This window comes from Streptomyces sp. NBC_01508 (assembly GCF_045040315.1).
In the GTDB taxonomy this organism is placed as follows: Bacteria; Actinomycetota; Actinomycetes; order Streptomycetales; family Streptomycetaceae; genus Streptomyces.
On record NZ_CP109419.1, the window covers coordinates 566,800 to 592,617 of the forward strand.

21 protein-coding genes and 2 pseudogenes are annotated in these 25,818 nt (G+C 69.2%); 6 read left to right on the forward strand and 17 right to left on the reverse strand.

All coding sequences use genetic code 11. The features are described 5' to 3' along the window. The first annotated feature begins 14 nt into the window (after positions 1 to 14). From OG700_RS02520 to OG700_RS02530, 3 genes are all read left to right on the forward strand, one after another. A complete protein-coding gene (locus OG700_RS02520) occupies positions 15 to 488 on the forward strand; it encodes a hypothetical protein (protein ID WP_405608178.1) in 474 nt (157 codons plus the stop codon). Between the two features lie 201 nt (positions 489 to 689). After that, on the forward strand, positions 690 to 1,229 hold the full coding sequence (locus OG700_RS02525; protein WP_405608181.1) for a winged helix-turn-helix domain-containing protein: 540 nt from the start codon (positions 690 to 692) through the stop codon (positions 1,227 to 1,229). Continuing rightward, positions 1,226 to 1,690 (forward strand): transposase, encoded by a 465-nt coding sequence (locus OG700_RS02530; RefSeq protein ID WP_405608184.1) that lies wholly within the window; start codon positions 1,226 to 1,228, stop codon positions 1,688 to 1,690. The genes OG700_RS02525 and OG700_RS02530 overlap by 4 nt, the downstream gene beginning before the upstream one ends. Here the strand turns inward: OG700_RS02530 and OG700_RS02535 are convergent. The 8 genes and pseudogenes from OG700_RS02535 to OG700_RS02570 all read right to left on the reverse strand — a co-directional run bounded on the left by OG700_RS02535 (position 1,684) and on the right by OG700_RS02570 (position 15,177). Further along, a complete protein-coding gene (locus OG700_RS02535; RefSeq protein WP_405608187.1) occupies positions 1,684 to 2,499 on the reverse strand; it encodes a Dyp-type peroxidase in 816 nt (271 codons plus the stop codon). The genes OG700_RS02530 and OG700_RS02535 overlap by 7 nt on opposite strands. A gap of 354 nt (positions 2,500 to 2,853) precedes the next feature. After that, a complete protein-coding gene (locus OG700_RS02540; RefSeq protein ID WP_405608190.1) occupies positions 2,854 to 3,348 on the reverse strand; it encodes a DUF4265 domain-containing protein in 495 nt (164 codons plus the stop codon). A 79-nt stretch (positions 3,349 to 3,427) separates the two neighbouring features. Continuing rightward, positions 3,428 to 11,272 carry an RHS repeat-associated core domain-containing protein gene (locus OG700_RS02545; RefSeq protein ID WP_405608193.1) on the reverse strand — a complete coding sequence of 2,615 codons (7,845 nt, stop codon included), beginning with the start codon at positions 11,270 to 11,272 and terminating at the stop codon, positions 3,428 to 3,430. A 374-nt stretch (positions 11,273 to 11,646) separates the two neighbouring features. Continuing rightward, complete coding sequence (locus OG700_RS02550; RefSeq protein ID WP_405608196.1) at positions 11,647 to 12,021, reverse strand: hypothetical protein; 375 nt, start codon at positions 12,019 to 12,021, stop codon at positions 11,647 to 11,649. 81 nt (positions 12,022 to 12,102) lie between these two features. Next, a pseudogene (locus tag OG700_RS02555) lies at positions 12,103 to 12,450 on the reverse strand (helix-turn-helix domain-containing protein); the annotation flags it as partial. A 274-nt stretch (positions 12,451 to 12,724) separates the two neighbouring features. Continuing rightward, positions 12,725 to 13,708, reverse strand: coding sequence for an oxygenase MpaB family protein (locus tag OG700_RS02560; RefSeq protein ID WP_405608199.1), 984 nt, complete (start codon positions 13,706 to 13,708; stop codon positions 12,725 to 12,727). A gap of 162 nt (positions 13,709 to 13,870) precedes the next feature. Beyond that, positions 13,871 to 14,275: a hypothetical protein gene (locus OG700_RS02565; protein WP_405608202.1), complete on the reverse strand. Its 405-nt coding sequence runs from the start codon at positions 14,273 to 14,275 to the stop codon at positions 13,871 to 13,873. Further along, positions 14,272 to 15,177 carry a fumarylacetoacetate hydrolase family protein gene (locus tag OG700_RS02570; protein ID WP_405608205.1) on the reverse strand — a complete coding sequence of 302 codons (906 nt, stop codon included), beginning with the start codon at positions 15,175 to 15,177 and terminating at the stop codon, positions 14,272 to 14,274. The genes OG700_RS02565 and OG700_RS02570 overlap by 4 nt, the downstream gene beginning before the upstream one ends. Here OG700_RS02570 and OG700_RS02575 point away from each other — a divergent pair. Then, the gene (locus OG700_RS02575) at positions 15,121 to 15,837 is read left to right on the forward strand and encodes an amidohydrolase family protein (RefSeq protein ID WP_405608208.1); all 717 of its coding nucleotides are present in this window, start codon (positions 15,121 to 15,123) and stop codon (positions 15,835 to 15,837) included. The two genes, OG700_RS02570 and OG700_RS02575, sit on opposite strands and share 57 nt — an antisense overlap. An 88-nt stretch (positions 15,838 to 15,925) precedes the next feature. On the opposite strand, the gene OG700_RS02580 is transcribed toward OG700_RS02575, so the two are convergent. From OG700_RS02580 to OG700_RS02590, 3 genes are all read right to left on the reverse strand, one after another. Further along, positions 15,926 to 16,204, reverse strand: a complete 279-nt coding sequence (locus tag OG700_RS02580; RefSeq protein ID WP_405608211.1) for a peptidoglycan-binding protein — start codon at positions 16,202 to 16,204, stop codon at positions 15,926 to 15,928. A 322-nt stretch (positions 16,205 to 16,526) separates the two neighbouring features. Further along, on the reverse strand, positions 16,527 to 17,849 hold the full coding sequence (locus OG700_RS02585) for a geranylgeranyl reductase family protein (protein WP_405608214.1): 1,323 nt from the start codon (positions 17,847 to 17,849) through the stop codon (positions 16,527 to 16,529). 172 nt (positions 17,850 to 18,021) lie between these two features. After that, positions 18,022 to 18,306, reverse strand: a complete 285-nt coding sequence (locus tag OG700_RS02590; RefSeq protein ID WP_405608217.1) for a hypothetical protein — start codon at positions 18,304 to 18,306, stop codon at positions 18,022 to 18,024. 145 nt (positions 18,307 to 18,451) lie between these two features. Between OG700_RS02590 and OG700_RS02595 the strand changes: the two genes are divergently transcribed. Next, positions 18,452 to 19,507 (forward strand): LysR family transcriptional regulator, encoded by a 1,056-nt coding sequence (locus OG700_RS02595; protein ID WP_405621386.1) that lies wholly within the window; start codon positions 18,452 to 18,454, stop codon positions 19,505 to 19,507. A gap of 40 nt (positions 19,508 to 19,547) precedes the next feature. On the opposite strand, the gene OG700_RS02600 is transcribed toward OG700_RS02595, so the two are convergent. From OG700_RS02600 to OG700_RS02610, 3 genes are all read right to left on the reverse strand, one after another. Then, complete coding sequence (locus tag OG700_RS02600) at positions 19,548 to 20,852, reverse strand: RNA polymerase sigma factor (protein WP_405608220.1); 1,305 nt, start codon at positions 20,850 to 20,852, stop codon at positions 19,548 to 19,550. Further along, on the reverse strand, positions 20,852 to 21,271 hold the full coding sequence (locus OG700_RS02605) for a YciI family protein (protein WP_405608223.1): 420 nt from the start codon (positions 21,269 to 21,271) through the stop codon (positions 20,852 to 20,854). Before OG700_RS02605 ends, OG700_RS02600 begins: the two co-directional genes overlap by 1 nt. 162 nt (positions 21,272 to 21,433) lie before the next feature. Next, on the reverse strand, positions 21,434 to 22,300 hold the full coding sequence (locus OG700_RS02610; RefSeq protein WP_405608226.1) for a class I SAM-dependent methyltransferase: 867 nt from the start codon (positions 22,298 to 22,300) through the stop codon (positions 21,434 to 21,436). Positions 22,301 to 22,463: 163 nt separating this feature from the next. Here OG700_RS02610 and OG700_RS02615 point away from each other — a divergent pair, with 163 nt between their 5' ends. Beyond that, positions 22,464 to 23,099: a TetR/AcrR family transcriptional regulator gene (locus tag OG700_RS02615; protein ID WP_405608229.1), complete on the forward strand. Its 636-nt coding sequence runs from the start codon at positions 22,464 to 22,466 to the stop codon at positions 23,097 to 23,099. A gap of 54 nt (positions 23,100 to 23,153) precedes the next feature. Here OG700_RS02615 and OG700_RS02620 read toward each other — a convergent pair. The 3 genes and pseudogenes from OG700_RS02620 to OG700_RS02630 all read right to left on the reverse strand — a co-directional run. Continuing rightward, positions 23,154 to 23,686: pseudogene (locus OG700_RS02620) on the reverse strand (alpha/beta hydrolase); the annotation flags it as partial. A gap of 296 nt (positions 23,687 to 23,982) precedes the next feature. Further along, a complete protein-coding gene (locus OG700_RS02625) occupies positions 23,983 to 25,143 on the reverse strand; it encodes a hypothetical protein (protein ID WP_405608232.1) in 1,161 nt (386 codons plus the stop codon). A 163-nt stretch (positions 25,144 to 25,306) separates the two neighbouring features. Beyond that, entirely contained in the window at positions 25,307 to 25,786 is a 480-nt protein-coding gene (locus OG700_RS02630) for a MarR family winged helix-turn-helix transcriptional regulator (protein ID WP_405608235.1), read from the reverse strand. Positions 25,787 to 25,818: the final 32 nt, after the last annotated feature.

Below are 25,818 nucleotides of genomic sequence, written 5' to 3' on the forward strand. Positions count from 1 at the left end.
GGGAAGGCGGAGAGTTGACCGAGCGAGACGGCTTACGAACGCTGCGCGTGCTGATGTGGGTACTGATCGCGGTCGATGTCCCGCTGTACGTGGGGTGGTTGGCCCGTGCCGCGTATCTGACGGGCCAACGGCGGCTGCCCGAGGGGGATCTCGTCCGCTGGGCACTACCGGTGCTGCTGCCCGCCACGGCGGTCGTGCTCGTTCTGGGCGCGGGCGCGATCTGGTGGGTGAGCGTCGTAGGCCGCTACGAGTCCCCCTTGTCCAAGCGCTGGATCTGGTCGGGCCCGGCCTTCGTCGCCACCTGCTCGGCGCTCTGCGGCACCGCCTCCGCACCGGATCCCGGGGTGCCGGTGGCGCTGCTCAGCCTGGTGGTGACCGGCCTGGGAATGGGCGGGCTGTTCCTCCTCCCGGCCGCGGCCTCGCGCCGACTGCCGGACGTCGTACGCCGCCGCGTGCGATCCGCCCCCGACGGTCAGGAGCGGCGGTAGGCACACCTGCCCCGGGGCACGTATCGATCGTCCGAAGCGGCGGGCGGCGCGGGCGGCGGGCAGCCGCCCGCCCGGAGCCCTCCGGGCGCACGAGACCGGCTTCTCCATCGGCTCGTGTGACGGCTGTGGTGCGGCTACTGACCTTGAAGTCGTCTTGTCGTAGGGGCTGACGGTTGGTGATCGTCGCGGTATGCCGGAGGTATGAGGTATCCGCAGGGTGGGGGTCTGACCGCGGAGAGGCAAGCATTTCGCGAGCGGGTCCGGATGGAAGCGGTCGCCATGTTCGCCGACGGACGTGGCAGTACGGAGATCGCGAAGGAGTTACGGGTCAGCGTCCGGTCGGTTCAGCGGTGGCGGCGGTCCTGGCGGGAGGCCGGCCAGGACGCGGTCCGTTCCCGCGGCCCGGTGTCCCGTCCGAAGCTGAATGACCGACTGTTCGCGGTGCTCGAGGAGGAGTTGGCCAAGGGGCCGGTCGCTCACGGCTGGCCGGACCAGCGGTGGACGCTCGCCCGGATCAGGACGTTGATCGGCCGACGGTTCCATAAGTCCATGACGCTGTCGGGGATCTCCCAGATGCTGCGGCGCCGTGGCTGGAGCCACCAGGTTCCGGCCCGTCGTGCCGTCGAGCGCGACGAGGCAGCCGTCGCCGGCTGGGTGAAGGAGGTGTGGCGGCACCTGGAACCACCGCGGCGGCGCTCGGGGCCTGGATCGTCTTCGAAGACGAGGCCGGATTCTCGATGACGCCGCCGACCTCACGCACGTGGGGCAGACGCGGATCCACCCCGGTCATCCGCGTCCGGGGTCGTTCCCAGCGTCGCTTCTCCGTGGCAGCCCTGTGCTGCTACCAGCCCGGCGAACGCTCCCGCCTGATCTACCGGCCCAAACGGCATACCGACCACAAGAGCGGTGGCCGCAAGAGCTTCGCCTGGACCGAGTACCGCGACCTCCTCATCGCCGCCCACCAGCAGCTCGACGGACCCATCGTCCTCATATGGGACAACCTGAACGTCCACAAAGACCGCCGCATGCGGGCCTTCATCGACGCACAGGACTGGATCACCGCCTACCACCTGCCGCCTTACGCACCCGACCTCAACCCCGTCGAAGGCATCTGGTCAGTACTCCGTCGGACCACCCAGGCCAACACCGCCTTCACCGGAACCGGTCTCACACTGACGACACCACGCCTACAACCTCAGTAACCGAGGGCGTCGATCCAGGCGTCGCCGGGCGGGGGCACGAAGAAGTAGCCGCCGCCGGTGGTAAGCACGTACTTGGCCAGCGCCTCGCCCTCCAGCCGTTTGTGGACCGCCTCGAACCCTTTGCCCAAGTCCCGCTGAAAACAGGAGAAGACGATCCCGGTATCGCCGTCGCCCCGGTCGTAGCTGTAGCTGCGCCGTACGAGGGCCGGTGGATCGCGGCGGTCGGGAGCGGCGAGCCGTACATGCGAATCGAGCGGCGTACGCCGGCCCTTCGGGTCGGCCGCGAAGTTCGGCTCCTCACCAACAGGCGTCCCGTCCAGCCACTTCCCGTTACGCCGCCGCCCCATGATCCGCTCCTGCTCATGGACGGAGTCCTTGTCCCACAACTCGGTCGCGAAGCGTATGACGCGGAGAACCTGATAACTCCCGCCGACGGCCCACTCCGGCTCCCCCTGGTCGGCCCGGACGAGGGCGCGGTCGGCGACTTCCCGCTCGGATTCCGGGTTCCCGAACCCCTCGGTGAAGTGAAAGGGATTACGGGCCAGCCCCCGGCCGCCCTCGACCCGATTGTCGGCCCGGAACCCGTCAATGCCCCACCGAATCCTCCAACCGGAGCGCTTGGCAACGCCCTTGACACCCTCGACGGTCTTCCGCACCTCTGCGGCGTCCTCCCCCGCGACCCGCACGAGAAGGTCTCCGTGCGACTGCGCGAGATCGAGCAGATCGCCGGGGAAGGACGGCATCACCTTCAACTGCCGGGGCCGCGCCCCGGCACCCTCGAACAACGACGCCCCCAACCCGAACCCCACAACGGTGCCACCCCCACCAACGGCCCGCACCTCCCCGACCAACGCCTTTTCCGCACGCCCCTGTTCCCCACCCGACCGACCCCGATCAAGAACGACGAACCCCGCCCGGCTCTCCGGGTGATGCGGCCCCAGCACCCGCGCCGCAACAGCGTCGGACCGCTCGCCGACCTCCGACGCGCCACCCCCCGCACGCACTGCGACCACACCCACGCCAACGAGCCCCAGCCCAACCGCCGACCCGGAAACCACCAACGCCCGACGTCGCACAACACGCTCCCTCACCCATTGGACCGCACCAAAACAATCTTGCCGTCAGCACCGGCCCGCTATCCCCGGGGAAATAGCAATTCGAGCTCAGCGAATACGAAATTCTTCCACATCGGACCACTCCCACACCGCGACACCTTCGAGTTCTCGAACCACCTCCCACACCCGAGCCACGGATCCACCCAAGGGAATATCGATCGCCACATGGCGGTCTCCACTCCATTCCACCTTCAAATCGGCATCACGGACAGCGGAAACCAAACTCTCTTTCGCCGCAAAGAATCTACCCGGAGGAATCGAGGGAGGAAAGAACACCCGAAATAGGCGATTCCCGGAAGATTGAACTATTTCGGTAATCACTCTGGCCTCCGTGTCGAGCGAAACAATGTCACCCATCACCAACCCGTAAACCCTGAAAGGCAAGCAGCAAACTTCATACCGCCCACCGCCTAGAGGGCGCAGCCAAATTTGCTCCATCTGGCCGCGAAACCCGAAAGGAGCCAGATCAACCATCGCAATATGGGCAGGCTCCGGCCTAATGGCTGGTTTATCATGAACGATAAAGCTGACTTGCGAACTCATCGACTGCCTCCCTGGGGCAAATATTGGTCTACCCGACATCAGCAAACAAACCGGGTAGACCAATGTCCAGAGACTGAGACTACCTCTTGATGTGGGGCGGCCAGTGAGGCGGCGGCCACGGGCCGGTGTAACCCGCCGGCGGGTTCAGCGGAGCCCCGCTGTCTTTCTTTGAACTATTGCAGTGCCTACACGCAGGTGTCGTGTTCGCGTCGGTTAGATCTCCTCCACGAATGCGCGGCTGAACATGATCCACCGCTTGCGCAGGGTTTGTCCTGCAGTACGAACACAAAGGCGTGGGTAGACTCGGGTTTCCATTAACTCCAATATTGTAATCCCTGAGCATATCGCGGGGAATCTTCTTGCCCGCCCCAGGACCTCCGCTCGCTCCAGTCGGTATATCGAAAATCGGCTCACCATTGAGACCACAGCCGGTCGGCCTATTTATATTGTGCACCAGGACCGGAGTGGCGCCTGCCAACACGTAGTAGGTGTGCAGGTCATCGACGGTGAGGTTGTAGACCGTCGTGCGTTCGGTGTGGTGGGTAACTGCTGTGATCTGGACCCAGGTGCCCGTGCTGGTCTGGAGCCATTGGCCCGCGGTGAGTTCGTCGGCTTCGATCCAGCGGCCGAGGGCGGGGACCCAGAACGGGTGGCCGTCCGCGGCGGTGAGAGTACTGGTCTTGCCGCCTGCCAGGGTGATGTCCACCAGTTGTTTGTCGCCCGTGCCCTTGATCAGGGCCGTTACCGGGCGGGGGCCCGACTCACCCGTCTCCGGGTCGGTGGCCAGGACTTGGTCGCCGATCCGGATGTCCTTGATCGGTTTGCGAGTGCCGTCCGCCAAGAGGACCGGGGTGTCCGCCGTGAAGCTGTTGGGGAAGCGGAACCCCTTGCCGCAGCCCGGCAGCTTGATCTTGCCGAGCATCCCGCCCGCGCAGCCCAGCGCCGCCGACGTGCCGACCTGACCCCAGTCGACCTTCCGGCCCGACAACCGCTGACCCAGCCAGTCCAATCCCGCCTCGCCCAGGCCGCCGATCACGCAGCCGGCCAGCATCGGGCTGTTGCCCGTAGGATCCGTGTAAGTCGTCGGGGAACTGAGTGCGTACTGGTAGAGGTTCGTGCCGCCGGCGTGGCCGATCGGGTCCTGGGAGATGAAACGGCCCGACTCCGGGTCGTAGTAGCGATTGCGGTAGTGGAGCAACCCGGTGCCGTCGGACTCGCGGCCCGTGAACGTGTACGGGTTGGACGAGGCCGCCCCGGACGTCGTCGGCTGGCCGTACGGGTCGTACGTGTAGCTCGTCGCGACCGTGCCGTCCGCGTTGGCCAGGCCCACCACCGAGCCCAGCGCGTCCGTCAGATAGACCTGCGTCGCGCCGTTCTCCGTACGCGTCAGGTACTCGTCCAGGCCCGACGTCGCGACCGTCGCCTTCGTCGCGCCCGAACCGTCCTGCTCCACCAGCGGGTTGGAGCCGTCGGTCAGGTACTTCCGCGTCGTGTCGCCCAGCTTCTTCGAGCTGCGGATGCCCAGCGGGTCGTAGCCGAAGGTCCCGCCGGCCCCGCCCCCGGTGGGGGTCAGGCCCGCCAACTGGCCCCGGGCGTTCCAGTTGTACGTCCTCTTGCCGTCCGACGTCAGTTGTCCGTCGGCGTCGTAGGTGAAGGAACGCCCGCCCAGGGACGTGACCCGGTTGTCCTTGCCGAACACCGCGCCCGATTCGGCGGCCGGGAGGGCGACGGAGGCCAGGCTGCCCGCCAGGCCCGTCTGGAGGCCCCGGGTGTCGCGGGTGTAGGTGAGGTCACCGACGCCGGTCGTGCCCTTCGTGTAGTCGATGGCCTTGACGGTGCCCGTCTTGTCGAGTGTGGTGCTACGTGTGATGCCGCCCGGCAGGGTCGCCGTCTTCTCCCGGCCCACCGCATCGAGGCCGAAGCTCACCGCCTGCTGGCCCGAGGTGACGGAGGTGAGGATGCTGGAGGTGTCGTAGCCGTAGACGGTGGTGGTCCCGGCCGCCGTCATCTCCTTGCGGCGGTCCGCCGCGTCGTAGTCGTAACCCACCGTGCCCGTCGGGCCGGTGACCGTCTTCAGCCGGTCGTACACGTCGTAGCCGAAGCTCTCCGTACCGGCCTGGGTGTCGGTGACCGTTTTCGGGAGGTCCACGGCGTCGTAGGCGTATGTGGCCGTGGACTCGGCCACTCCCGCCGCGTTCACCCCGTACCTGGTGTTCTTCGCCCGGCCCAGCAGGTCGTACTCGGCGGTCGCGACCTGACCCGAGCGGCTGGTGACCTTCGTCAGCCGGCCCGCCGGGTCGTATCCGAACAACGCCTGCGCGCCCAGCGGATCCGTCACCGACTTCGTACGGTCCGCGTCGTCGTACGCCCAGCTCGTGCTGTTCTGGCGGGCGTCGGTCAGCGTCCTGAGGTTGCCGTTGTCGTCGTAGTCCAGGGACGTCGACCGGCCCAGTGGATCGGTGATCGTCCGTGTCTGGTTCAGCGCGTCGTACGTCAGTGCCGTACGCGAACCCGCCTCGTCCGTCATGGCCGTCGGCCGGCCCGCCGCGTCCAGGAACTGGGCGCCGGTGCGGCCCTCCGCGTCCTTCACGGACAGCAACTCGCCGTGGCGGTAGATGTATTCGGTGACCGCCCCCGACGCGTCGGTGACCGTCTCGATCTGGCCGTCCGGCTTGTACGTCAACGCCGTGCGCCGGTTCTCCGGGTCGGTGACCGTCCGCAGATCACCCGCCGCGTCATAGCCGAACACCGTCTCGTTGCCCAACGGGTCCGTAACAGAGGTGGGCTGGTCGTACGGGCCGTTGTAGACGGCTGTGCCGGACATGCGTGCCTGCGCGGTGCCGGCGAGTTCGGTGGTGCGGGTGACGTAGCCGTTCGCGTCGTACGCCAGCTCCGTACGCCGACCGTACGGGTCGCTCACCGCGTCGATCCGGTGCCTCGGACCCCGGTGGTACTGCGTGCTCCGCGCCAGCGAACTCCCGTTCGCCTCGGTGTCCTTGACGCCGTAGCCGTCCGCGTCGAACTCCACCCGCCGCACCGAACCACCCGGCTGCGTCACACTCGCCGAGGTGACCTTCCCCGCCCCGCTCTGCGTGTACGCGAACGTGTACTTCGCGCCCTCGGTGAGTGTCTGTTCCGCCACCCTCCCGTCCGAGTTGAACGTGTTCGTCATATAGGTGATGCCACGTGCGTCGACCGCCGTCCTGACCCGGTTCGACGCGCCGTCGTAGGTGTACCGGCTGACCTTGCCCGCCGGATCCGTCACCGTCTCCAGACGGCCCACGCCGTCATACAGGTACGAGGTGGTGCGGCCCGTGTTGTCCTGCGCGGACGTGACACGGCGGTGCAGGGGGTCGTAGGTCAGCGAGATCCATTTTCCGCCGGGACTGGTGATACGGGTGATCTCGCCCTTGTTGCCGTTCAGGCGGGACAGCATGGTGCTGTTCCCGTGCCGGTCCCGGATCTCCCTCAGCGGCGCGTACTGCGGGAACACCCACACCGTGCCGTCACGGAACGTCAGGTCCCAGCCGCCCCGGAATCCCTTCCAGACAATCTTGGAACCCTGGTACTCCGAGGAGGTGTCGAGTGGTTCGAACTCCGCGTCCGCCCAGCCGATCCCGGGCGACGTACGGGTGAAGTGGACCTTGCTGCCGCCCGGCAGATAGAGATCGACCTCCTTCCACGGATCCTTGGAGTGCAGGAACGCGTTGTAGGAGAAGTCGCGGCCGATCCCGAACGCCCGCTTCTGTGCGTCGGCCTGCCAGTACGTCCGGGTCAGCTCGGCGCCACCGTAGGAGTCCGCGACCGCCAGGTCCGTACGGGAGTCGGTGAGCAGGCCCGTCGACAGCTCGACCGGGTCCCCCGACAGCCAGTCCATGACGTCCTGCATCCAGGAGATGTCCCACGGCATCAGGTCGTCGGTGTGGAACATCGCGCCGTGGAAGGCCCAGATACGGGTCTTCTTGTCGGGTACGACCTGGCGGCCGTCCGCCGACACCTCGCCGGTGCCGTAGACGTACCAGCCCTTCTTCTTCGGGTCGTAGTCCTGGAACTTGACCCGGGTGCCGGGAGCTTCACGGGTGTAGTTCGGGTAGACGATCTGCGCGCCCTTGGGGAAGACGTACGTACCCCCCTGCTGCACGGTGAAGTACACCGGCACGATGCCGTTCCCCGGCAGCGGGAACGGCGGCCGGTCGATCGGGATCGCCGTGATCCCCAGCTCCGTGACCGCCTTGCCGTCCTCGTCGCGGACCACCGAGCCCTTCGGGATCCGCACCTCAAGTCCCGGAATCTTCGGGGTCTTCAGTACGACATCGGCCTTCGCCGGGGCCGCGAACCTCACCGTGTTCTTCGTGTCCAGCGGCGTCATCCACACCGGGAACCCGAGATCCACCGTCCGGCCCGCCTCCGGGCTGATCTTGATGTCGTAACGCCCGTACTGGCGCTTGGAGTTGTTCGCGCTCGCGCCCTCGACCACCAGCGTCGTGTTGGTGTCACTGATGCCGCTCAGCAGGAACCTCCCCCGGGCGTCCGTCCTCGCCGACTTCTTGCCCACGGAGACGGTGACCTTCGCCAACGGCTTCCCGTCGAGCTTGAGGACATGACCGGTCAGCGCGGTGGTCTTCGGCGGGCCGCGCAAGGCCGGTGGTGCCTTCGGCGCCTTGCCGCGCTTCGTGATCCAATCCCGGCCCGCCAGGCTGGACTTACCCGGCTGCCAGGCATCCGGACCGGCCGGGGTGACGCGGGCCGCGGAGGACGTGTCGGCGCTGTCGGTCCGCGTCTGGCCGTCGCTCGGTCCGCCCGCCGACGCGTCGGCCCTGTCCGCTCCGGCGATCGCTGCCGCGGCGGTCAGCCCCAGGGTGTAAGTGCCGGTCTTGAGAGTGTTCGGGTCGACCGAGAGCGTGTAGGTGCCGGTGGCCGGGAGGGCAGGGAGGGCGTACGTCACGGCGGTCGCGCTCATCGCACGCCCGTCGACGAGCCACTTGCCGTCCGGGCCGGACACCGACAACGCCCAGGCGGCGGGCGGGGTGTTGAGACCGAGAGTGAGCTTCTGCCCCTGGGTGCCGGCGAACGTGAAGTGGCCGTTCTGGCCCGCCTTGGCGATGGTGACGGGTTTGCGCGTGCCGGTGGTGGCGAGCGCCCCGCCGTTCGCGTCCGGCACCAGGGTGGCCGTGGTCTTCCCGGTGGCCGGGGCGTTGGGGCGTACGAACAGCAGGTGGGCGCCCGCGACCAGCGGTGCCAGCAGGTCACCCTCGCCCGCCGTCTTGGTGAGCGATCCGAGGGCCGACTCCGTCCCGCCCGGTACCCGGTGGACCAGTTGCGACGACGTGCTGAGGGTGGTGGCGCCGAAGACGACAGCCGCGCCGTAGCCCGCCCCCGCGGCGGCGTTGACGGTGAACTCCAGTTGCTGCCCCGGACGGGTGATCTCTCCGGTGAGCGCGGGGGTCGCCGTCGAGAGGGCGCCCGCCTTGACCGGCTTCGACAGCCAGAGCGTCATCCCGCCGGTCGCGGCCTTCGCGGGCTCGAAGACCAGCGAGTACGCCGCTCCCGCCGTCAGACCGGTCAGGTAGAACGCCTCGGACGCCTTGCTCGTGGCGCGGCCGACGACCGTGCCCGCCCCGCCGCCGGGGCCGATGAGCCTGATCTCCGTGGAATCGGCGATGGTGTTAGCGGTGATGCCCAGGCCCAGCGAGGTCGTGGCGGGCGCCGTGAACCGTGCACGTATCAGCTGTCCCGCACGGGGCGCCGTCGCCGCGAGTCCGGCCGCGTCGACGGTGAGGGCGGCCTGAACCTCGGTGGAGAGCGTGAGGGCCGCCGATCCGACCGCGCCCTTGTAGGGATCGAGGACCACGCGGTAGGTACCGGTCTCCGTCAGCACGGGCAGCGGAACCGTCGCCGAGACGCCGGCCGACACGTTCAGTCCGTCGACCACCTTCGCGCCGGACGGCGCGAGGACCGTCAGATCGACGTACTGCCCGAAGGTGTTGCCGGTCACGCCGAGCGACAGCGCGACCCCGGTCTGACCTTGGAAGGACGATTCGGCATTCTGACCGATCCGGGCGACGGTCGCCGTCGTGGCGCCCGCCGTGGTCGACAGTGCCGGTACGACCACCGGACGCGACAGGGTCAGCGCCAGCTCACCGGCCCCGACGCCGCTGGTCGGCAGTACGACGATCGTGTAGGTCCCGGTCGCGGGCAGAGGGTCGCTGTCCCACTCGTCCCCCACGTCACCGTCGGATACGAGGAAGTAGTCCAGCAGCCCGCCGTCTGGCCGGCGGATCTCCACCCGGGTCGCCGAGCCGAAACCGGTGGCCGTACCGCCGAGGGACACCCGCTGACCCGCCGTGCCGGCGAACCGGGCGCGCCCTTGCTGACCCGCCCGGGTGAGTGACACACCGAGTGCCGCTCCGACCGGGTCGAGTGTGCCCGCGTCGACGTACGGCGACGCGGTCACGGTGACCGTGCCCTTGGCGTTTCCGACAGCGGGATCCAGTTCCAGCGCGTATGTGCCGGACTGGGGCAGCATGTCCAGGTCCATGCCGCCGGCCTTGCCTCCGGTGATGAAGGCGGTCTCGATCTGCGCACCGTCCGGTCCGTACAGACGCGCCCACACCTGGTGCGGCAGTGCCTTGGCGTCGATACCCAGGCTCAGCGACGTCCCCAACGTGCCGGAGAAGGTGAGGAATCGGTCCTGTCCCGCACGCTCGAAGACGGCTTGGGCGGGCGGCCCGGAGACGGTGAGGGTGCTCGTCAGGGGAGCCGACAGCGTGACCACGGCCGTGCCGAAGTTGCCCGATCCCGTTTCCAGGACGAGCGCGTACAGGCCTGCGACCGGTAGGTCGGTGAACTCCCCTTCGCCTTCCGGCCCTTGGAACGTGATGCTCCGCACGCTGTTGCCCAGAGGGTCCACCAGCCGCGCCCTCATCACGGAGTTGAACGTCGAGTCCGTGATGCCGACGTTGATGTCCGCACCGGCGGGAGCCTCGAAGAGCGCCTGGGCCGTATTGCCCGGTTTGGTGACCGAGAGAGTCGGCGGAGTCTCGTCGGTGAGCGATGTCTCGGCGGACATCTCCATCTCGCCGTCGGCGGAGCGCACGTCGAAGCTGGTGGTGGACGCCACCTCACCGTCCGGGGTGGCGACCTCCAGCGGGCCGTCCGCCGCACCGACCGGCACCAGGACGGTCAGGGCATTGCTCGTGCGGTTCGTCACCTCCGCGACCATGCCACCGCCGAACCGAACGACGTTTTCGGTGACCGTGCTCGCGAAATCGGCACCAGTGATGACCACGTGGCCGCCCGCGCCGCCGGTGGTTGGCTCGATCTTCGAGATCGACGGTGCCGCCGCGAAGGTGAACGACTCCGGCGACTGGGCCGTCGTACCGCCTGTCGTCACCGAGACCTTGCCGTTGGCCGCGGCGGCCGGGACCGTCACCACCAGCCGGGTGGCGGACGCCGAGGTGACCGTCGCCGCCGCCGTGCCGAACGTCACCGAGTTCGAAGCCGGTGTGGTCGAGAAACCGGTCCCGGAGAGGGTCACCTTCGCGCCCGCCTGAGCGCGCGCCGGGACCAGGGAGAGAACAGACAGGGTGCTCGACGCGAACCGGTCCACGCCGAGCCGGTTGCCCGCCGCGTCGTAGCGGTAACGGGCCGTCTCACCCGCCGGATCCGTCACGCCGACCAGCCGCGACGCCGCGTCGTAGGCGTACACGGCGTCCTTCGTGGTCGGCTCGGCGGCCTTCGAACTCGCCGGGGCCACCGGGCCGTTGGCCCTCTCGGGCTGCTTCGGCCGCGGAGAGGCAGGCGCCGAGGACGGGGAAGAGGCTCCCGGCGTCGGGGCGGGTGGCGCGGCCTCGGCCGACACCAGGCCCGCCGAGAGAGTCAGCGCGAGCAGACCGACCGTCAGCGATCGACGGTACGTGGACATACGTGTCCCAAAGCGTTCGCCGTGCATGCGCACCGCGCCCCTCCCCAGAGCCCCCTCGTGGGTCACCAAGGACCCATGACGCTCACACTCCCCATGCGAGCGGTCACAACATACACACAATCTGTCACGGCGAGGCAGAAGTGATGAGATCACGCCAACGACCTTGAACAGCAAGGCGAAAACGGCCGGATCACGCGCCGGGACGGCGGCCACCGGCACGGCGTGCGCGCGGGCGCGGCCCCAGGCCGACGGGAGCGCGTGGGCGACGGGAGCGCGCGGTCCCGATCCGTACCGACCCGTGCCGATCCGTCCTGACGTCGTAAGCCAGTGCTACGACCCGAAGGGTTCACCGGGTCCGCCCGGTGGCCACAGGTTCAGTCGGTCAACGACAGGCCGTTGATGAGCACTTCGGCCACATTCTCGGCATAGAGCCGCACACGGGTCTCGTCCGTCGAAGCCAGCTCCGGGCTCATCAGCGAGACGACTCCCTTCTGACCGTAGGGCGCGGTTCCGCCCGAGGTGAGCAGGAAATAGAAGATCTCGGCCGGGATGTTCTTGATTCTTCCCTGGTCGCGCAGCAGATCGAAGACAGGCATGAAGCGTGACCGGACGGGCTCGATGTAGTGGTGGTAGAGATACTCCGACCGATCGTTGGCGACCGCGCCCTCCATCGAGACAAGACGTGCCAGATAAGGGCGTGTGGCCGAGTACTCGATGAAATTCAGAGTCAGTACCCTCAGCCTTACCATGGGGTCGGCCAATTCGTCGTCGGCGGCCTCCAGATGGTCCCGGAGCGGTCGGAAGGCCCAGTCGACGGCGGCATGCCAGAGTCTGTCCTTCGAGCCGAAGCGCTGGTAAAGAAGATTGCGGCTGACACCCAGTTCTTCATTGACCGTCCGGAGCGAAACCCCGTTGTAGCCTGCACCGAGAAGGCTTCGATCGCTGCGGCCATGACCTGGTCGGTCGGGGCCAATTGGGCATCCTTGGGGGACGTCCCCGTGGGCGGACGGGGCGCGGTGGGGTATCAGACACGGGACCAGCTTAGCGGTGTCCGCTCTCCTCGGTTCGACACCGAGGAGAGCGGAGTGGAATTGCGGGACGGGGCGGCTATTCGAGGAGGACCCGGAGCGGATTCGGAGCGGATTCCGGGCGATTCTGATCCGATTCGGAACGGCTATTCGTCTACCGCGTGAGCTTGTCGACGGGAGTGAACTTCGCTTCGCCGCCCTCCAGGTTCGAGTTCAGGAACGCGTGACGATCGCGCCGGTTCACCTGGTCGATCCACCCGGCCACTCCGGGGACGTTCCGGCGAAGGGTCTCGCGAGTCAGATTTCCGGGGACGCGGGCGAGCGGGGCGAAACGCCAGAGGCCCACGTCGGGCAGGCCCGTACCGTCGTAGCTCTCCGAGCCGAGGTAAAAACGCGCGTGGCCGAGTTGGGCCTTGTAGCGGATTTAGCCGTAGATCTGGCGCAGACCCCGCGCGTCCTCCGGCGGAAGGTAGGTGTCCATGAACGACCGGCACAGTTCGCGGGAGTCCCCGTCGATCTTCGGCGCCTCGGCGAGCCCCATCAGCGGCTGGGCCGCGAACCCGTCCCGCACGGTCTCCGGGTACCAGGGCGGCTCGACACCCATGAGGTGTCCGACGTAGCGCCAGTGACGCATCATCGCCTCGATGTCGGCGTCGGTGGGCCGGTAGCCGAGGAGTTTGAGCTGCATTCCGGGGGCGAAGGAGCTGAGCAGCAGCGTCCCCGTCTGTGCGAACTGGCTGATCGGCACGCCCAGCCTGGCCCGGTCCCACTCGGGATGCGGAAGCAGGGTGTGGCGGATGATCGAGTGCAGGGTGCGCACGAACACCGCGGAGCGGCGTCCGACACCGCCGGGCCGCATGGCTCCGGGCTCGGTGGTGTCCGTCCAGAGACGGGAGGTCTCCAGGAACCGCCCGAACGCAGAACCGCCCGTGTACGCGCCGGTCAGCGCGAGCGGCTTGGCGACGGTTTCCAGCCCGTACGCGTTGAACGTGGCCATACCGAAGTACGGGTACAGCTCCTTGCCGTACCGCCGGAAGACCTCCGCGCCGTGCTCGACCTTCGCCCAGTCCACCCACTCCGGGTCGGTGTTGATCTGGTCGAACAGCGCCACCAGTTCCGCCGAGGGGTCCTTGACGCTCTCGACGCCGCCGAGGAGGGCCTGCTCGACGTCCTTCCTGGCGCGCGACTTGCCCTTGGTCGAGGCGAAGGCGGCGTCGATGTACGCGTCACCGAGCCGGTCCCCGGTGTTCATGGCCCGGCCGAACGCCGTCGCCAGTTCCTCGGAGACGTCGAGGTGGGTCTTGGCGTAACGCTCCAGCTTCCATTTGAGCGACTGTCCGGCAGGGGGGCCGATCGCCCGGAAGTACGCGAAGGACTCCGGGATGGGCACGTCGGTCGTCTCGGTCATGGTGATCACCGCTTTCCAGTGATGGGGTTCCCGGTGGTGGGGACTCCGGTGGTGGGGGGTCGGGTGGTGGGGCTTCCGGTGGTCGGGGGGCCAGTGGTCAGGGTTCCGGGCGGGACGCCGTTCAGTTCGTCCGCCAGTTCGTCCGCCAGTTCATCGGCCAGTTCATCGGCGACACGACGTGCGCGCCGCGTCGGCCAGCGACTCGTCGCGCCGCAGCAGTGCGGTGACGAAGGCGGAGCCGCGTACGTCCCGTCGGGGCGGGCCCAGCAGGATGTGGGTATGGGGACAGCCCTCGCCGAGGGAGTACGTGTACACCCGCTCCGAGCCGGTCACCCGGGTCACCGCCGCGCTCAACCGGGCCAGGAGCGGCCCGAGTTCGGCGCCCTCGTCACCGTTCAGAGTGCCGAGTCCTTCGGTGTGGCGCAGCGTCTGGGCCGCGACCCAGCCGGGCACCGGCATGGCCGGGTGCGGGGACACACCCCAGTGCGCGGTGCGCGTCAGCCAGCCGGGATCGGCGGCTTCGAGGGTCGTGCCTCGCACGAAGAGTGGGCATGCGTCGTCCGTCATGCCGTCTCCGCCGCCGTCCGCCGTGTTCCGGTGCGCGGGGCGGCGAGCGTGGTGGTGAGTGTGCCGATCCTGTCGATCGTCACCGTCACAACGTCCCCGGCCGCGAGGAACCGCCCTTGCGCGACGCCCGTTCCGCCCAGGGTGCCGGTGAGGATGACGTCGCCGGCTTCCAGGGTCAGGAACGAGCCGACGTACGAGAGGAGTTGAGGAACCGGGAAGATGAGTTCGGCGGTCGACGACCGCTGCCGCACGACACCGTTGACCTCGGTGGTGATGCCCAACGCGCCGTGTGTGCGCAGTTCGTCGGTGGTGAGCAGGGCGGGGCCGAGAGGCTTGAAGCCGTCAAATCCCTTGCCGACCACCGGACTTGCCATCAGCAGGGCCGGATTCTCACCCGCCTGGATGTCGCGCGCCGAGAGATCGTTGGCCACGGTCGCGCCCGCGACGAAGTCCCACGCCGTCGCCTCGGGGATGTCGCGGCCGGTACGCCCGATCACGATGCCGAGCTCGCCTTCGTAGTCGACCCGGTCCGGTGCGGATCGAGGCAGGTGGACGACGGCGCCCGAGCCGGTCACGGCGGAGCCCGGGATCACATGGAATCGGGGCAGGAGTGGCAGCGGGCTGCCCGTCTCGGCCGCGTGGTCGCGGTAGTTGAGGCCGATGACGACGATCTTGCCGGGACGTCCGACCGGTGGCGCGAACGTGGCCTGCTCCCGGCCGATGCCGTTACGGGTCCGCAGGCCCGCCAGCTCGGCCAGTCGGCCCTCGATGATGTAGTCCTCCAGCGATCGGCCGGACTGGTCTGAACGGTCCGACCGGTTCGACTGGACTGGCTGGTCGAGGAGTTGTGGCCCCTCGGGGCCGATCCGCGCGATGCCCTGGTCCGTCTGTGCGAGCAGCATGGTGATCTCCTGTCAGTTCTCGCCGCCGGCGCCGGAGGCACCCGTACCGCCCGTACCGCCCGTACCGCCCGTACCACCTGTACCGCCCGTACCGCCCGTCACCCGGTCCACCAGTGCGTCGGGGTCGGCTGGGCAGTGGTCACCGCGCCAGGCGACGATGCCGTCGGTGCGTGCGAGAGCGACGGCACGGCCGTACAGCTCGCGGGCGCTGTCGGCGCCGGCGTCTTCCAGCGCCACCCGGGACCGCGCCTGATCCTGGCGCACTGCGGAGGGGCGCTCCCCACACTCGGCTGGCGGATCGGCGAACACACCGTCATGGGCCGCGGACCGGACGACGCCGACATCGACCCGGCCCACGTCGCCGAGGTGCTCCGCAGGCTCTACTACGACACGGCACTCGCCGGGAGCCGTAACTCACTGCTGCCGACCCTTGAGGTGACCACCCCGGACCACCTCCTCTTCGGCACCGACTGGCCGGCCGCCCCGGAACCCCCACAGTCGTACGCGACATCGGCAACCTCACCGCCTTCGACGGCTTCACGAAGAACCAACTGCGCGGCGTGGAGCGCGACAACACGCTCACGCTCTTCCCTCGGCTCGCGTGACGACGGGGCTCGACGGAACTCGACGGGACCGCACGAGGAACGGTGTGTCCCCTGACTGCGGAAGACGCACGAGGGGTGTCACAGCCGTTGGAACCGGCTGCGCCTACGCGGTGCGAATCCCCGTCATGCGCCGCGACGGGTGGTCAGCACCAGCCTCCGCCGCGACGGGAGAACGCCTTCCAGGCGGCCTTGGTCCGGTCACCGGCAATGCCATCGATGCCGCCGGTGCTGTAGCCCCAGTCGACGAGGAACCTCTGGAGGGCTCGGATCGTGTTGGGGCCGGGGTTGTTGCCGGCCAGGATGGTGACGGTCCGGGTGGGGACCTGCTCGGCGGGTGCGGCGGTGGCCGTGGTCGTGCCGGCGAGGGTGCCGATGCCGAGGGTGGCGGCTGCGAGGGTTCCTACCAGCGCTTTCGTGAGCATGTTCAACGGCATGTGTGCATTCCCCCAGATACGGAAGTGACGGCCGGGTGCCTTCCCGGCCGACCTCCGGGCCCGGCACGCCGATGCGGCGTGCCGACCGGGTGGAGCACCTGTGACTCTGCCGCATCGACTGAGGGCCACCCTTATCACTCAGCGCCAGGCGCTTGTCCCGCCAGTGCCTGGTTCGAGAAGTGGCATTACCGTCCGCCGGTACCGGCGAGGTGGGGGCGCCGATCAGGACGCGTCGCCGCCCTGCGGAGCGAGGCGGCGGTACTCGGTCGGAGGCATCCCGTACGCGGTGCGGATGGTGCCCGCATCGGGCTCAGCGCTTGGACGTCGCACGCTGAGCCGGTGCGGGCACCATCCGTACGAGAGTTCGCACCGCGGTGTCGATCAGGTCGTCGGAGGGCGCGTCCGTTCCGTGTGTCAGGAGGCGTGCGAGGGTGCGGACCAGAGCGGGAGTGGCCATCACACGGCGGTTGAGGAGAGGCCGGTAGCCGTAGCGGGCGAAGACGTGGTCGGCGACGGTGTTGCCGAGCCGGTAGTAGCGCCCCCAGCGGCGGTTCACCTCTTTCTGGTACTGCCGCAGGGCCTGCTCGCGCCCGCCCTCGCCGGCGCGGCGCAGAGCGAGTGCGACCGTTTCGGCGGCGACCTCCCCGGCTTCCATGGCCTGCACGATGCCCTCACCGCTCCATGGGCTGATCATGCCCGCGCTGTCGCCGATGAGGAGCAGGCCGCGGTGGTACTGCGGCCTGCGGTTGAAACCCATGGGCAGGGCGGCGCTGCGCAGCGGGGAGTCGGCGTTCTCCTCCCGCAGCTCCCAGCTCGGGGGCAGCCGGGTCAGCCACTGGTCCAGGGTGGCCCGCAGGTCGACCGCGCCGTGCTTCCGGTGTGGCAGCGCGCCGAGGCCGACGTTGACGCGGCCGTCGCCGAGGGGAAAGATCCATCCGTATCCGGGCAGGTCACGGCCGGTGCGGGAGCAGCGCAGGTCGGCCCAGAGCTCCAGATACGGGTCATGTGTGCGGGTATCGCTGCGGTAGTAGCGCCGAGCGGCGGTGGCGATGGGTCTGCTCGGATCGCGTTCCAGCCCCATGGCCAGGGCTGTTCTGGCTGAGGCGCCGTCGGCGGCGATCACCAATGGGGCGTGGTAGTTCTGTGGCTGCTTGTCCGCTCCCGTAACGGCACTCACGCCGATGACACGCCCTGCCCGGTCGGTCAGCGGACCCGTGGCCCTCGTGTCCAGACGCAGCCGCGCTCCGGCGGCCACGGCATGGCGGGCCAGGATGTCGTCGAAGTCGTGCCGGCTGCGGGTGAGGCCGAAATCCGGCTGGCTGCCCGAGCGCGGCCAGTCGATGTGCACCTGGCGGCCCGCGCACACCCAGCGCATGCCCTTGGTGCGCATCCAGCCTGGGGCGTCGATGTCGATGCCCATGCGAACGAGTTGCTGTACGCCCCGTGGGGTGAGGCCGTCACCACACACCTTGTCCCGTGGGAAGGCGCCCTTTTCCAGCAGCAGTACGTCCACACCTGCGCGGGCCAGGAAGAGGGCGGCGGCCGAACCCGCCGGCCCCGCGCCCACCACGATCACCTGCGCCTGGTCGTCGCTGATGGCACCACCCTGCTGTGATCGCCCTGTTGACGGCACTCGGGGCCTCCTGAGCTTGCGGGTCACCGGTGACGATCCGGTGTCGAGCCGGCACCGCGCTCTGTCGTGAGGACAACTTCGCTCACGCGTACTTTGAGACAACTACCCCACCTGGTGCCCAAACAGACCGTCGTCGGACGAGCGGGCGGCTGGTACGCGTGGGTGGTGGCCGCTACGAGCCCGAGACTGGCGCCTTCGGCCGTGCACGCAGGGTCGCTTCGGCCTTGAACGGCATCTCCTCGTACTCCGCGGGGGGGGCGCCGGGGCGGGAGCGGAATCCGGTGGCGAGCAGACGGCGGACCCAGGCGCGGCTCTTCCCGTCCCGGCTGGTGTGCGCCGACCGCTGTTCCGGATGGTCGTGGTCGTGGTCGTCATGGTCGGAGTCATGGTCGGAGTCGTGGTCGAAGTGGGTCACAGCGGCGGCAACGAGCATGTGTCCGCTGACTGCCAGCAGCATCGGGGCAGGTGCCAAGGGGGAAGCAGGCCGCGGGAGTTCGTAGTGGGGCATGGCCTCTACGCTCGCCCGCCGCGCCCACCGCGGTCCAACACCTACCTTGTCCGCATTCACGCATCTGTGTTGTCAGTGCCGTCCGCGACGGTAGATTGCCGGGGTGTCCCGCGACTTCGACCCCCGTCTCCTGCGCGCCTTCGTCACCACCGCCGAGGAACTCCACTTCACGCGCGCCGCCACCCGGCTGTACGTGGCCCAGCAGGCACTGAGCCGCGACATCCGCCGTCTCGAACACGACCTGGGCGCCGAGCTGTTCGTACGCACCACCCGCCACGTCCGCCTCACCGCCGAGGGCGCACGGCTGCTGCCCCACGCCCGGCGAGTGCTCGCCGCCCACGAGGCGTTCTCCGCCGCCGCCTCGGCGCGCGAACAACGGCCGCTGCTCGTCGACGTCGGGGCCCGGGTGGCCACCGGGCACGAGGTGCTGGAGGAGACCCGGCGCGCCCACCCCGAACTGGAACTCGTCGCCCGCTTCCACAGCGGCCTCACCGGCGCCGCCCAGAAAATCCTCGACGGCCGTCTCGACGCCTCCTTCGGGCGGTTCGCCGGACTCGCCCCCGCCGTGGCCGCGCAGCTCGCGCATCTCCCGGTCCGTTACGAGCGGATGGCCGTGCTCCTGCCCGAGGACCACGTCCTGTGCGCGGGCGACCGGGTCCCGATGAAGGCCCTCGCCGGCCGTACTCTCTACGCCGCGGCGGGCAACCAGTCCGCCGCCGAGTGGACCGACCTCGCCACCCGGCTGTTCGCCGGGCACGGCATTCATCTGGCGGATCCCTTCCCGGAGATCGAGGGCCCGGAGGAGTTCATGCGAGTTGTGGTGAAACGGGGCTGGTGGGTGCTGGCGAGCTCGGAGTTCATCGACGTCCCCGGCATGGCGCTGCGCCCGCTGAGCGACCCCGTGCCCCTCTCACCCCTCTCCCTGGTCTGGCGCGCCGGCCTCGACCACCCGGCGCTCGACGCACTCGCCGACAGCGCACGGCGCCTCGCGCGAGAACACCACTGGCTCGAACTGCCTTCGGACGCATGGCTGCCAGGGGAGGACAGGACGGCAATGCGGGAGGGTGACGCGCCCCAGGCCCTGTCCGGCGGATCTTCGGGGGCTGGTGACAGTGATCCCGGATCGACCGGAGCCTGGTCGGCGTCATAGGGCCGGCTGATGGACCGGGGCTCCACTGCGCGGGTGGACGTCACCCCAACGCGGCCGCCTTGCGCAGCAGCACGGACCGCTCGCGGACGTTGCGGCACAGCCGGGCCGCGAGCTCCAGCTCGGTCCGGGCCTCGGCCGTCCGGCCGAGCCGGACCAGCAGTTCGCCGCGCACGCTCGGGAGCAGGTACGACCCCGACAGGCGGCCGGACGCGACCAATTCGTCGACCTCGGACAGCGCCGGCCCCGGTCCGCTCGCCATCGCGACGGCCACAGCCCGGTTGAGCTCGACAACGGGCGAGGGAGCCACCCGCCCGAGTGCCTCGTACAGGAGCACGACACGCTCCCAGTCGACCTCCCGCACCGCAGGCGCCGTCGCGTGGCAGGCGGCGATCGCGGCCTGGAGACCGTACGGCCCGAGGCCCCGCCCGGCAGCGGAGGCCCGGCCGAGCGCCGCCAGGCCACGACGAATCGCCGACCGGTCCCACAGACGCCGGTCCTGGTCCTCCAGAAGCACCGCCTCGCCGTCGGGCCCCGTACGTGCCGCGAAGCGCGCGGCGGTGAGCTCGAACATCGCGAGCAGCCCGTACACCTCCGGCTCACCGGGCAGCAGGCCGGCCAGCATCCGGGCCAGCCGAAGAGCCTCGTACGCGAGATCGGGACGCAGCAGGCGGTCGCCGGCCGTCGCCGTCGAACCCTCGGTGAAGATCACGTACAGAACGCTCAGGACTCCGCCGAGCCGCTCGCGCCGCTCCTCGGACGGCGGCAGCTCGAACGGCACTCCCGCCGCGGCCAGCGTCTTCTTGGCCCGTGTGATCCGGGCCTGGACAGTGGGCACCGGTATGAGGAAAGCCCGGGCGATCTCCTCACTGGACAAGCCACCCACGGCGCGAAGCGTGAGCGCCACCCGGGCTTCGGGCGAGAGGACCGGATGGCAGGCCGTGAACATCAGCGCGAGGACGTCGTCGTCGACCCGGTCGGGATCCCACGGCAGATCGTCGGGCCGGTCCCGCGCGAGGGCCACGCCCGAGCTGAACTCGCCATCGGCCAGCTGGTTCGCGAGCATCGCGTACCGCGCGTCGAGCGCCGACTCGCGACGGAAGCCGTCAATGGCCCGCCGCCGCGCGGTCGCCAGCAACCAGCCCACCGGGCTGGCCGGCACACCGTCGCGCGACCAGCTGACCAATGCCTCCGCCAGGGCTTCCTGAGCGACATCCTCGGCGAGCGCGAAGTGCCCGGTATAGCGGGCCAGCGCACCGACGATCCGTGCCGACTCGATCCGCCAGACCGCCTCGACGGCCCGCCGTGCCGACTCGGCACCCGGCGGGCCGCCATCAGCCGCAGTCATCAGATCTGGCCGGTCCTCTCGCGCCACGCCCGCTCCTTGATGATCCACTCGTTGTCCTGCGGGAACTCCTCGATGCCCGGCACACGGCGGATCTCGCACTTCGAGCCGGGGAGGGCCGGGAGTCGTTTGGCCCACTCCACCGCTTCGTCCTTCGAGGCGACATCGATCACGTAGAAGCCGCCGAACAGCTCCTTCGTCTCACCGTACGGGCCGTCGGTGACCACCGGGGTCTCCCCGCCGAAGTCGACCACCACGCCCTGGGACGGGTCGTCCAGGCCCTCGGCGGCGACCAGCACGCCCGCCCGGATCATCTCCTCGTTGAAGCGGCCCACGGTCTCAAGCATCTCCTCGAAGGGCGTCTCCATCATCTTCGCGACGGACTCGTCCGTGCCTCGCATGATCAGCATGTACTTCGCCATCTTCGGCCTCCTTGATCGGGGGTCGCCTCTCGACCCTCACTGTCTCTGTTCCTAGGTCGAACGAGGCAAGCGCCGATCGACACGGCCGCGGCCCGATTTCCACCCAGGGGCGAAACGCCCGAGGCGTCGGCCGGTGCGCCGGATCCTCTCGCCGACTCGAAGTCAGGGCCTGCCGGACGGCACGGTCGGGCGATCCGCCGTGACCAGCCACGACGTGCTGCGCAGCCGGACCGTGCCGTCCGCCGCCTCGTGGGCGCGCAAGTGGTCCGTCAGCGTGCGGAGGGCTCGGGCCCGTGCGTTCGGGTCGGCCCGCTCCATCAGGTGGCGACCGGGGCCGGTGCCGAGCAGGAACTCCGCCGAGTCTGCGGCTCCGTGTCCCCACGCCCCGTACACCTGCGCCTGGTTGAGGGTGATGCCGGTGAATCCGGCGGTGGTGAGGACGTCGCGGATACGGTCCGGCGAGGCCAGGGAGAACATGCCAGGCAGCCCCGGCTGCCCGAAATCGCCGACCGGTAGAAAGTCGCGCAGGGATGCCACTGCCGTCACCCACTCGTTGAGCGTGGCATCGGCCGGGCAGACGAACGCGAGGCGCCCACCGGGTCGCAGCGCCCGGCCGACGTTGCCGAAGGCGGCCACGGGGTCGGCGAAGAACATCACCCCGTAGCGGCTGATCGCCGTGTCGAAGGCGCCCTCTTCGAAGGGGTGCACCTGTGCGTCGCCCTGCGCGAAGGAGACGTTGACGATGTTCTCCCGCTCGGCGCGGGCGCGGGCCTCGGCCAGCATCGGACCTGACAGGTCGAGGCCCAGCGCGCGGCCCTGGGGTGCCCGGAGGGCGGCGAGGCGTGTGGTCTGCCCCGAGCCACAGCCCAGGTCGAGGGTCCGGTGGCCCCCGGTGATCCCGGCGGCATGCAGGAGCGGCTCGTTGAAGCCCTCGTTCACTGCGTTCCAGCGGTCCTGGTTACGGGCCCAGTGCGCTCCTTCGGGGCCGTTCCATGCCTGTGCCTGCTCGGTGTTGACGATGTCCGGCACGGGTGCCTCCTGGGGTGGTGGACGACTGGTCGACGACTGGTGGACGACCGAGAATGGGCATGCGCCCAAACTGTATGGGCGCTCGCCCAAACTGGCAATCCCCGCTACTATCCAGGCGCTTGTGCCTTGAGGAGCGGCAGAGCCGGAACGGAAGGAGGCGGCCATGTCACCACGCGGAGTACCGACACCGGATGTACGCGAGCGGCTGTTCACAGCCGCCGAGCGCGTAGTGGAAAGGGATGGCCCCGGCGCGCTCACCAGCCGGTCCGTCACGACCGAGGCGGGCTGCGCCAAGGGGCTGTTGCATACGCACTTCGCGGGGCTCGATGAGTTCGTCGCCGAACTGTGTCTCGACCGGTTCGCACGGAGTGCGGCGAAGGCGCGGGCATTGTCGGGGTTCGCCGGGCAGGGCGCGGTGGCGCAGAATCTTGAGGCCGTCGCCTTCGCACTGTTCGACTCCGGCGGTCCCGCCATCTCGGGCCTGGCCATGACCCGCCCCGCCGCCGCACTGCGTATCCGCGAGGCACTGGAAGGCGGGGCGCCGGGCTTCACCGTGATCCAGGAGGCCATCACCGGCTATCTCAAGGCCGAGCAGGAGCTTGGCCGAGTGGCGCGGACCATCGCCCCGGACACGGTGGCCCTCGCCATCGTCGGCACTGCCCATCACCTCCTGATGACCGGCTGGCCCGGCACGCCTGACCCACGGCCCCACATGGCACGCCTGGTGAACGCGCTGGTGAACGCCGAGCGACCGGGCGCCGCTCGTCGAGGAGGGCCGGGGCCCGTCCGTCCTCGATGAGCGGCATCCCGGCAGACACGGCCCACCGGCTGCTGCCGACCTGCCGGCCCGGCCCTACTTCGGGTGCCGACTCAGGTGCCGGCCGAAGAAGCGGCTTCCGTCCTCCACCTCGAACCACGGGATGCCGGTGTGCCCGCCCAGATTGGCGTGCAGCGTCTTCTCCTTGGCGCCGAAGGCATCGAACAGGTCCAGTGCCCGCTGCGGGGGTTTCCCTCGTCGTCCCACTGCGGCAGGAACAGCAGCGGAATGGTGACTTGCCGGGCCTCCTCGCGTTGGGCGCGGGGCACGTATCCCCCGGCGAAGAAGCCGGCGGCCGCGATGCGTGGCTCCACCACCGCCAGATGAATGCCTACGGCGGTCCACCCCGAGTACCCGACCGGACCGCCGATCCCGGGCAGCGAGAGGAGGGCGTCAAGGGCGGTCCGCCAGTCCGGGGCCGTCTTCTCGACCAGCGGGCCGATGAAGGACTCGAAGATCTCATCGAGCGGCTCGCCGGCCCCCAACGCCCGGCGCAGGTCGGCGCGGGCCTGGTCGTCGGCGGCGGAACGGGGCCGGTCACCGCGCCCGGGGGCGTCGATGGCGGCCACCGTCGTACAGCGACTGGTGCGTCCGGTACCGGAGTTGTTCCCCTCCGCGACTCCGGGGCAGCCCGCCGCGTACACGGTCGCCTGGGGTGTGTTCATGACGGAGCAGGGCTACGCGGGAAACCTGCCCCGCGCCGTCCCGGCCGACGCGCCGGGCATCGTGAGCTTCACGAAGGTCGGAACTCCCCGATCCCGAATAGCGATCGGTACGTGTGAGGCGCGGGTGGCGTGGAGGGCATCCACCGATATTGCCGGCTCGACACGAGGGCAGACAAGACGGCGTGCTGGACGTGCGGCAGCTATCGGCGGACCGCGTCCGGCGAGAGGGCGACGGCCGGCTGCGCCGTCTCCCTACGGACTGGACAGGCGGACGCCGCCGCCGAGGGGAAGGCCGCGGGTGCCCCGGCCGTCGCCCCGAGCTGATGCAGGATTTCGACGGAGAGCAAGTCCTCCTTGCCCTTGAAGGCGTCCGCGACCACCGGATCGGTGGGGAAGACCATTTCGGCCGAGACTCTGTCCTGAACGATCCGGGCGAGATTGTCCAGTGCGACGAAGATCGGATCGCGAGGAACTTCGACGGTCGGCAGGTCGATCAGGTGGGTGTCGACCTTCGCCGGATTCATGCATCGCCTGACGATGATCGAAGCCTGGTTGAGCTCGGACGTCGTCCAGATCGACAGCACGACCGTGTACAAGTCCTTCCACGCCTCGTCACCGACCGTGCCCCGCCACTTCCGCATCAGACCTTCCACGCCGGAGATCTGCGCGGCGGCCGCGTACTTCATGTTCGTGCGGATGCTGGGGTACGTCTTGCCCGAGAACTTCTCGAACGACGCCATGTCGAATGTTCCGCTTCGCACGGAATCACGGATGAACGTGAGTGCTTCGTCGAGGATCTTCTGGCAGGAGATTTCCAACTCCCGCGGCAGATTGGCCTCCCCAAGCTGCCGGCGCGCGGTGGTGAGCGTGGCGGCGTACCCCTGGAGCGGGCTGATCCAGCCGGCCGCCCCGGGCCCCTCGAAGGCGACCATGTCCAGGTCGTGGGGGTCGATGCGGCCGGCGTTGGGGAGGTTGGGCACCTTGTCGCTCAGGTACGCGGCAATGGTCGAGAAGATGCCCTGAGGTACGTGGCTGATCGACTTCGCCAGCTCGAACAGCTCGGGCACCGGGGTGACGGATTCCTGTGGGCTCGCGCCATGGATGAGAGTGAACTCGCCGCCCGTGGCGTCGTTCTGGACGACAATCACCGGACTCAGGCGACTGATCAGTTCGGACTTGAGTGCGGCATAGCTCGCACGCATACCGACGTTGGTCGCTCGGATCGCGTCACGGGCCGTCAGCTCGGCGTCGGCCACGGCCGCGCCCGCACGCGTGGTGGCGGAGGCCGACGGGGTGACACCGAAGAGCGTCGCGGCACCGGCCGCCGACATTCCGTCGATGAACCCTCTGCGTGTGACCATTCCCTGCCCCTTCCACCATGCGCGCCGCCGTGCCCACGTGGACCATCTGGGAACGATGTCGGCCCGCATAGGTCACGACGGCGGAAGGTGGCGTACGGGTCCGGGTTCTCGTCCACCGGCCTCCATGAGCGTCATGGCGGGAGTCCGGAGTCATGGCGGGAGCCTACTGACTGGTCGTTTCCGATCGAGGTCGCAGTAGTTTGCCGAGGATGCCGGAGAGCTGCTCGCGCTCCGTGGGGCTGAGGGCCTGGAAGGTCCCGTCAAGGAACTCGGGCACGGCGTCCTCAGCCTGGGCGAGGAGTCGCCTACCGGAATCGGTGATGGTGACGGCGTACGCGCGGCGGTCCGCGACGTTTCGTTCACGGCGTACATGGCCTGCCTGTTCAAGGCCGTCACAGATGCCGACCATCACGGTGCGGTCGATGCGCAGTTCGTCGCTCAGGACGCGCTGTGAGCAGGGGCCGACCTCGGCGAGCATCTTGAGCACCAGATGCTGGCCGACGCCGATCCCGAGCGCGCCGGCCCGGGCATCCGCGGCCCGGGCAACGGCAGTTGAGGCCCGGCACAGAGCGATGTCCAAGCGCTCCGCGGCGAGCCGGGGGAAGTAGTCGGTGCTTGCGCGGTCCGTGTTGGCGGCTGGCATGGAGTCTCCCTCCTGACTGCCGCCACCCTACC

Excerpts from the sequence above, each read along its gene's own strand:
- OG700_RS02530 (WP_405608184.1), top strand. The coding sequence starts at position 1,226 with ATGACGCCGCCGACCTCACGCACGTGGGGCAGACGCGGATCCACCCCG.
- OG700_RS02605 (WP_405608223.1), bottom strand. The coding sequence starts at position 21,271 with ATGGCGAAGTACATGCTGATCATGCGAGGCACGGACGAGTCCGTCGCG.
- OG700_RS02545 (WP_405608193.1), bottom strand. The coding sequence starts at position 11,272 with ATGTCCACGTACCGTCGATCGCTGACGGTCGGTCTGCTCGCGCTGACT.
- OG700_RS02590 (WP_405608217.1), bottom strand. The coding sequence starts at position 18,306 with ATGCTGCTGGCAGTCAGCGGACACATGCTCGTTGCCGCCGCTGTGACC.
- OG700_RS02615 (WP_405608229.1), top strand. The coding sequence starts at position 22,464 with ATGTCACCACGCGGAGTACCGACACCGGATGTACGCGAGCGGCTGTTC.
- OG700_RS02600 (WP_405608220.1), bottom strand. The coding sequence starts at position 20,852 with ATGACTGCGGCTGATGGCGGCCCGCCGGGTGCCGAGTCGGCACGGCGG.
- OG700_RS02570 (WP_405608205.1), bottom strand. The coding sequence starts at position 15,177 with ATGCTGCTCGCACAGACGGACCAGGGCATCGCGCGGATCGGCCCCGAG.
- OG700_RS02630 (WP_405608235.1), bottom strand. The coding sequence starts at position 25,786 with ATGCCAGCCGCCAACACGGACCGCGCAAGCACCGACTACTTCCCCCGG.
- OG700_RS02565 (WP_405608202.1), bottom strand. The coding sequence starts at position 14,275 with ATGACGGACGACGCATGCCCACTCTTCGTGCGAGGCACGACCCTCGAA.
- OG700_RS02560 (WP_405608199.1), bottom strand. The coding sequence starts at position 13,708 with ATGACCGAGACGACCGACGTGCCCATCCCGGAGTCCTTCGCGTACTTC.
- OG700_RS02550 (WP_405608196.1), bottom strand. The coding sequence starts at position 12,021 with ATGGTAAGGCTGAGGGTACTGACTCTGAATTTCATCGAGTACTCGGCC.
- OG700_RS02525 (WP_405608181.1), top strand. The coding sequence starts at position 690 with ATGAGGTATCCGCAGGGTGGGGGTCTGACCGCGGAGAGGCAAGCATTT.
- OG700_RS02580 (WP_405608211.1), bottom strand. The coding sequence starts at position 16,204 with ATGCTCACGAAAGCGCTGGTAGGAACCCTCGCAGCCGCCACCCTCGGC.
- OG700_RS02625 (WP_405608232.1), bottom strand. The coding sequence starts at position 25,143 with ATGGTCACACGCAGAGGGTTCATCGACGGAATGTCGGCGGCCGGTGCC.
- OG700_RS02540 (WP_405608190.1), bottom strand. The coding sequence starts at position 3,348 with ATGAGTTCGCAAGTCAGCTTTATCGTTCATGATAAACCAGCCATTAGG.